Origin of the sequence: Mesorhizobium sp. M7A.F.Ca.US.010.02.1.1 (assembly GCF_004023085.1) — a bacterium.
Lineage (GTDB): Bacteria > Pseudomonadota > Alphaproteobacteria > Rhizobiales > Rhizobiaceae > Mesorhizobium.
In genome coordinates this window covers 144337-150589 of the sequence record NZ_RZRV01000013.1, presented here as the reverse complement: position 1 = coordinate 150589, position 6253 = coordinate 144337, and the positions used below count along the sequence as shown (strand labels likewise).

Annotated in this window: 8 protein-coding genes; 5 read left to right on the top strand and 3 right to left on the bottom strand. The window is 64.9% G+C overall.

Annotated features, from left to right (window positions below):
* Positions 1 to 238: 238 nt before the first annotated feature.
* From EOA19_RS16705 to EOA19_RS16695, 3 genes are all read left to right on the top strand, one after another.
* The gene (locus tag EOA19_RS16705) at positions 239 to 1339 is read left to right on the top strand and encodes a hypothetical protein (RefSeq protein WP_128304234.1); all 1101 of its coding nucleotides are present in this window, start codon (positions 239 to 241) and stop codon (positions 1337 to 1339) included.
* A 110-nt stretch (positions 1340 to 1449) separates the two neighbouring features.
* Positions 1450 to 2070: a nucleoside triphosphate hydrolase gene (locus tag EOA19_RS16700; RefSeq protein ID WP_128304233.1), complete on the top strand. Its 621-nt coding sequence runs from the start codon at positions 1450 to 1452 to the stop codon at positions 2068 to 2070.
* A gap of 85 nt (positions 2071 to 2155) precedes the next feature.
* The gene (locus EOA19_RS16695) at positions 2156 to 2503 is read left to right on the top strand and encodes a hypothetical protein (protein ID WP_128304232.1); all 348 of its coding nucleotides are present in this window, start codon (positions 2156 to 2158) and stop codon (positions 2501 to 2503) included.
* A 23-nt stretch (positions 2504 to 2526) separates the two neighbouring features.
* Here EOA19_RS16695 and EOA19_RS16690 read toward each other — a convergent pair whose 3' ends face one another.
* From EOA19_RS16690 to EOA19_RS16680, 3 genes are all read right to left on the bottom strand, one after another.
* Positions 2527 to 3231 (bottom strand): glutathione S-transferase N-terminal domain-containing protein, encoded by a 705-nt coding sequence (locus EOA19_RS16690; RefSeq protein WP_128304231.1) that lies wholly within the window; start codon positions 3229 to 3231, stop codon positions 2527 to 2529.
* A gap of 165 nt (positions 3232 to 3396) precedes the next feature.
* The gene (locus EOA19_RS16685) at positions 3397 to 4605 is read right to left on the bottom strand and encodes a beta-ketoacyl-[acyl-carrier-protein] synthase family protein (RefSeq protein ID WP_128304230.1); all 1209 of its coding nucleotides are present in this window, start codon (positions 4603 to 4605) and stop codon (positions 3397 to 3399) included.
* A gap of 5 nt (positions 4606 to 4610) precedes the next feature.
* The gene (locus tag EOA19_RS16680) at positions 4611 to 4865 is read right to left on the bottom strand and encodes an acyl carrier protein (protein WP_013528393.1); all 255 of its coding nucleotides are present in this window, start codon (positions 4863 to 4865) and stop codon (positions 4611 to 4613) included.
* A 222-nt stretch (positions 4866 to 5087) separates the two neighbouring features.
* On the opposite strand from EOA19_RS16680, the gene EOA19_RS16675 reads away from it, so the two are divergent.
* Complete coding sequence (locus EOA19_RS16675) at positions 5088 to 5915, top strand: urease accessory protein UreD (RefSeq protein WP_128304238.1); 828 nt, start codon at positions 5088 to 5090, stop codon at positions 5913 to 5915.
* A 28-nt stretch (positions 5916 to 5943) separates the two neighbouring features.
* Positions 5944 to 6246, top strand: a complete 303-nt coding sequence (locus EOA19_RS16670) for an urease subunit gamma (protein ID WP_015314510.1) — start codon at positions 5944 to 5946, stop codon at positions 6244 to 6246.
* The last annotated feature ends 7 nt before the right edge of the window (positions 6247 to 6253 follow it).

Here is a 6253-nt window from a genome sequence, read left to right as displayed (position 1 = left end):
GACTTCCGTTGGCGCCGACCCAGGCTAGTCGCCTGTCTTTTCGGCGCCAAAGAAAGAACAATTAAGGCACGCGACAGCGTTCCCTCCCCCTTGTGGGGAGGGTTAGGGTGGGGGTCCTCTTCGAAAGAATCCATATGCGATGTGGGAGGGTGAGAACTGATGCAAAATGCCTGTCGCGGTGCTTGCGCAAGTGCCGCCGAACAGGCCAGTTTGCGCCTGCAGAATCGGTGAGAGCGCGATGACCATCCAGACCATCAAGGCCCGAGGCATTTCGGTTTTGCTCGACCTCACGGTCGGCCACATCGCCGACATGGTCGTCGAGGGTGGTGGGCGGCAGCTGAAGCCGCTGCACCGCGCGCCCTGGGTCGATGCGAATGAGACGCTGCCGGACAATTTGCCGGAAGGTACGGTTCGGCTGTCCGGCGATTTTCTCTGCGCGCCGTTTTCGCGCAGCGATGTCGAGGAGGCGCCGCTGCATGGCTGGCCGGCCAACAGCGCCTGGGACATCGCCGAAAGTGCCGCAACGGATGATGGCTGGCGCGCGGTCTTCCGCTTGCGCCACAAGGTGATGGGCGCAACGGTCGACAAGATCCTGACGCTGCGCGACGGCCATCCCTTCCTCTACCAGGAGCATGCGTTTTCCGGTGGCCATGGTGCGATCTCGGTCGCGCATCACCCGATGACGGCGATGACGGGCGGCGGCAGGCTGGCCTTTTCGCCGAAGCGGTTTGCCGCGACGCTGGAGGATCCGCTGGAGCCGGATCCCGCACGCGGCCGCTTCCTGCTGGCCTATCCGGCACGATCCGCCGATCTCAGCCAATTCCCCGCCGCCGGCGGCGGTACGCTCGACCTGACGGAATACCGCATGGATGACCGTCGCGAGGATTTCCTCACGCTGGTCGAGGCGGATCATGGCGGGCCGGGCTGGACCGCGCTTGCACGACAGGCCGAAGACGATCTGGTGCTGGTGCTGAAGAACCCGGCCGAACTGCCGATCACCATGCTGTGGTTCAGCAATGGCGGGCGCGACTACGCGCCGTGGAGCGGTCGCCACCTTGGCGTGCTCGGCATCGAGGATGGCCGCGCCGCCGTCGGCCATGCCGCCTCGATCGGCGACAACTGGCTGAAGCGCGAAGGGGTCGCGACCGCCTTTGCACTGGGCGAAGGCCAAAGCGTGTCCTTTCGCCATGTCATCGGCGCCATTCCGCTGGCCGGCGGCGAGCCGCCACAGGCGATCACGACGGCGGATGGCCGCATACGACTGGTGACGGGTGGCGCGACGCGGGAGGTTCCCTTCGACAGCGATTTCCTGCGCATTGGCCAGCCTGCGCCCGCTTGATGGGATTGCGCGGCCGCAGGGTTTGAAATTTCCGTGAACTGCCGCCAAGATGTGGCCGAAATCATCATGCGGAACATGGTGGATTTGAAGCTCCTGCCAGAGAGGCTCTCATGTCCGAAATCGCCCATCTCGCCGCCACCATCTTCAAGCGTGCCGGCAAGGCAAACCGCTTCATCGTGGCCATTGCCGGGCCACCAGGCTCCGGCAAGTCGACGCTGTCGGCAAGGCTGCATGAACTGCTGCCCGAAGGTGCTTCGGAAGTCGTGCCGATGGACGGCTTCCACTATGACGACGCCGTGCTCGAGCGGCGCGGCCTGCGCGCGCGCAAGGGCGCGCCGGAAACCTTCGACTTTGCCGGGTTTGAGGCCCTGCTGAAGCGTATCCGTGCCGGTGAACCCGACATCGCCATCCCGGTCTTCGACCGCAGCATGGAGCTGGCGCGCGCCGCCGCCTCGATCGTCGCCACGGAAACCAAGTTCATCCTGGTCGAGGGCAACTATCTGCTGCTCGACGAAGAGCCGTGGTCGCGGCTGGCGCCGCTGTTCGATTTCTCGATCTTCGTCGACGTGCCGCGCAACGAACTCGAGCGCCGCCTGATGGAGCGCTGGCACGGACATGGCCGCTCCGACGAAGATGCGCGCGCCTGGATCGCGTCCAACGACCTGCCCAACATCGAACGCGTGCTCGCGCGGCGCCGGGCTGCCGATCTGGTGATCGGCCTTTCAGCTTGATTCGACGGATTGCGCAAGGGGAACCTTAAGACTTTCAGGCCGTTATCCCGACACGGCAATTGTGCCAAAAGAGGGATTCGGTCCAATGGCAATGAAGGCAAGACAGCCCGCGCCCGCCAAGGGCAAGGCGACCCAATCCAAGGCCGGCGCCGGCCCGGCGATGACAGCTAGTTCGAAGGACGCCAAGCCGGCCTTCGGCAAGGCAGCGCCGAAGAAAGTGGTGCCGACGGCAGCGAAAGCCGCGCCGAAAGCCGCAAAGCCGAAGAAGCCCGCAAGCTCCAGCGACTCCGTGAGCGGCAGCGCGATGCGCACGGCCAAGGCGACGGCCAACGTCGCTGCCGGCGCGGTCATGGTCGCCGCCCGAGGTGCTGCGTCGCTCGCTGCTTCCGTCATGGGCAAAGGCGGTTCGAAGGCCAAAGCGAAGGCGAAATAGCCGCGCTCCGGAGGCTGGTTCGGCTATCCCTTGGCGGGGATGGTCAGGCCTTTCTGCACCGCCGGCCGCGCCAGGCCGCGCTCCAGCCATGTCGAGACATTGACGAAATCGTCAAAGCCGACGAGTTCGCGGGCTTCGTAGAAGCCGATCAGGTTGCGCACCCAGCCGAGCAGCGAGATGTCGGCGATGGTGTAGTCATTGCCCATGATCCACTTGCGCCCCTTCAGCCGGCCGTCGAGCACGCCGAGCAGTCGCTTTGACTCGTCACGATAGCGCTCCAGAGGGCGTTTGTCGGCGATCTCGCGACCGGCGAATTTGTGGAAGAAGCCGACCTGGCCGAACATCGGCCCGACCGAGGCCATCTGGAAGAACACCCACTGGATGGTCTCGTAGCGGCGCGCAGCATCGATGGGCATGAGCAGGCCGGTCTTTTCAGCGAGGTAGAGCAGGATGGCGCCGGATTCGAACAGGCCGATCGGCTTGCCGTCCGGACCGTTCGGATCGATGATCGCCGGTATCTTGCCGTTGGGGTTGAGCGACAGGAATTCCGGTGTCCAGCTTTCGTTCTGGCCGATGTTGACCCAATGCGGCTCGTAAGGCAGGCCGAGTTCCTCCAGGGCGATCGAAATCTTCACGCCGTTCGGCGTTGTCGCCGAATAGAGCTGGAGCTGATCCGGACGCTTGGCCGGCCAACGCGTTGCGATCGGAAAGGCGGACAGGTCGGCCATGGAAACTCCTGAATGAGGATTCGCGCCGAGCGGCGCGGTTTTGGCGGGTCGGCCAAGGATTAGACGCGGCGCACGGCACGATCAATGGCGTGCAAGGGTTTCGTTGCGCGCGAACAGTCAACGGAACGGCCTGCTTGGGGCAGATCGCGCGCCCGGCCTTTGCGTTCAGACGGCCTTGAAGGCCAGCACGGCATTGGTGCCGCCGAACGCGAAGCCGTTGCTGATCGCGGCGCGCACCTTGCGCTCGCGCGGCACATTCGGCGTGACGTCGAGGTCGCAATCGGGATCGGCCTCACGAAAATTGGCCGTCGGCGGCACGATGCCTTCGCGGATCGCCATCACGCAGGCGATCATCTCCAGCGCACCCGATGCGCCCAGGCAATGGGCGTGCATCGACTTGGTCGACGACACCGAAAGCTTGTAGGCATGGTCGCCGAAGACGCGCTTGATCGCTGCCGTCTCGATCTGGTCGTTGGCCTTGGTGCCGGTGCCATGGGCATTGAGGTAGTCGACATCCTCGGGATTGAAGCCGGCATCGGCCAGGCAGGCGCGCATGGCCGCCGTCGGCCCTTCGACGGTCGGAGCGACAATGTCGGAGGCGTCGGCGGAGAGGCCGGCGCCGGCGACCTCGGCAAGGATGGTGGCGCCGCGCGCCATGGCATGCTCATACGTCTCCAGGACCGCCATGCCGGCGCCCTCGCCGAGCGACAGTCCCTGGCGGTCGGCCGAGAATGGCCGGCAGGTGTCGGGCGCCAGCACGCGCAATGCTTCCCAGCCCTTCAGGATGCCCCAGACCAGCGGCGCATCGGTGCCGCCGGCGACCATCACGTCGGCGCGGCCAAGCCTGATCTGGTCGACGGCCGAGGCGATGGCGTGGTTGGATGAGGAGCAGGCCGAGGTGACACCGAAGACCGGGCCGCGCAGGCCCAGACTCATGCTGACATGGCCGGAGGCCGCGCTTGGCATAACCTTTGGCACGGTGAAGATACCGGCGCGGTTCTTGCCCTCGACCAGGATGGCACGATAGCTCTCTTCGATCGCCTCCCAGCCGCAGACGCCGACGCCGACGACGGTGCCCATCCGATAGGTGGTGGCTTCATTCGAAGTCAGGCCGGCCTGCTGCATGGCTTCCCTGGCTGCGATCGTCGCCAGCAGGCTGAAGCGGTCCATCGACACGGTCTGCTTGCGGTCGATGCCGTGATCGGGAAGCGCCTTGATTTCGCAGCCGACCTTGACCTTCAAATCATGCAGTTGGGGACTTGTGATCTGGCCGATGGCCGAGCGGCCGGCGCGCATCTCGTTCCAGATCGCGGGCGCGCTGGTGCCGAGCCCGCAAATGCCGCCCATGCCGGTGATGACAACGCGCTGCCGCATTCAGTTCAGGCTTTTTTCGCGATCAGCGCGCGCACAGCTTCGACCATGTCGCCGACATTCTTCAGATTGCTCCAGGCGTCGACCGTGTTCATCTCGATCTCGATGCCATACTCTTCCTCAAGATCGAAGATAATCTCCGTCAGCTCGAGCGAATGGATGCCAAGCGAGGTCAATTCGGTGGTGGTGGTGATTTCTTCGCCGCCCGGCTCGGCATGAGCCTTGATCTTCGCGATGATATCCGTTGCCAGCTGGTCGGCCATTCGGTTCCTTCCCCACTATCTCGACGTTTCCCGACGCCAACTGAGCAGCGCCCCTTTTTCTCCTGGTATCAAGCCGCCGTCGTCGTTTAATACCCCCGCCAAGCGCAGCATGACCGTACCAAGGTGGTTCCCTCTATAGAAACCGAAACGTTGTCAAGCAACAAGCTATATCGAACTCCATATCGACAAAGCCGCCGGAGTGCTTAACGTGCAGGCATGGATATGGGCGAACATGGCGGGATTTCGACGCAGCGCGTTGCGGGCGTCGCGCGGCTTTCCTGCGCGCTCCGTGAGGGCCGCACGCGCCTGCGGCGCCTCTATCAGGACGGCGCCGCCAAGATAAGAATGCCGGCCGTCTCGGCCGATCCGCTCGAAGCGGTGCTGATCAACACCGCCGGCGGGATGACCGGCGGCGACCGTATCGCCTGGGACGTGGATGTCGGCGCGGCCGCTTCGGCATCGATCACCACGCAGGCCTGCGAGAAGATCTACCGGGCGGCATCCGACCGTGCCGAAGTGCGGGTCAATTTGTCGGTCGGGGAAAACGGCCGCATCGCCTGGCTGCCGCAGGAAACCATCGTCTTCGACCGGGCGGCCTTTGCCCGCACGCTCGACGTCGAGCTTGCCGTCGGCGCCGAGGCGCTGGTGCTGGAAGCCGCCGTCTTCGGTCGCCTGGCTATGGGCGAGCGCGCCACGCAGGGCAACTTCCATGACCGCTGGCGCGTGCGCCAGGATGGCGCCCTCATTCATGCCGAGGATTTCCGCATCGGACCCGATATCGCCGCCAGGCTCGACCGCCCGGCCGTTGCCGGCGGCGCGATCGCGGTGGCGACGCTGCTTCTGGTGTCGCCGCGCGCCGAGGCCCTGCTCGACCAGGTTCTGGAGATCGTCGGCGACCAAGGCAGCGCCAGCGCCTGGTGCGTGAAGAAATCTGGCAAGCTTCTTGCGAGGCTCTACGCCGGGGACGGCTACCGGCTGCGCCAGCGGCTGGTTCCACTCGTCGAATTGCTCAACGGAAGGGCGGGGTTGCCCAAATTATGGTCACTATAGGCCTGTCTCTACCAATCCAGGGAAACGCATGAACCTGACGCCGAGGGAAAAGGACAAGCTGCTGATCGCCATGGCGGCGATCGTGGCGCGCAAGCGGCTCGAACGCGGCGTCAAGCTCAACCATCCAGAAGCGATCGCGCTGATCACCGACTTCGTCGTCGAAGGCGCCCGCGACGGCCGTCCGGTCGCCGAACTGATGGAAGCCGGCGCTCATGTCGTCAGCCGCGCGCAAGTCATGGAAGGCATCGCCGAGATGATCCATGACGTGCAGGTCGAGGCGACTTTTCCCGACGGCACCAAGCTGGTGACCGTGCACGAACCGATCCGTTGAGGAGGAC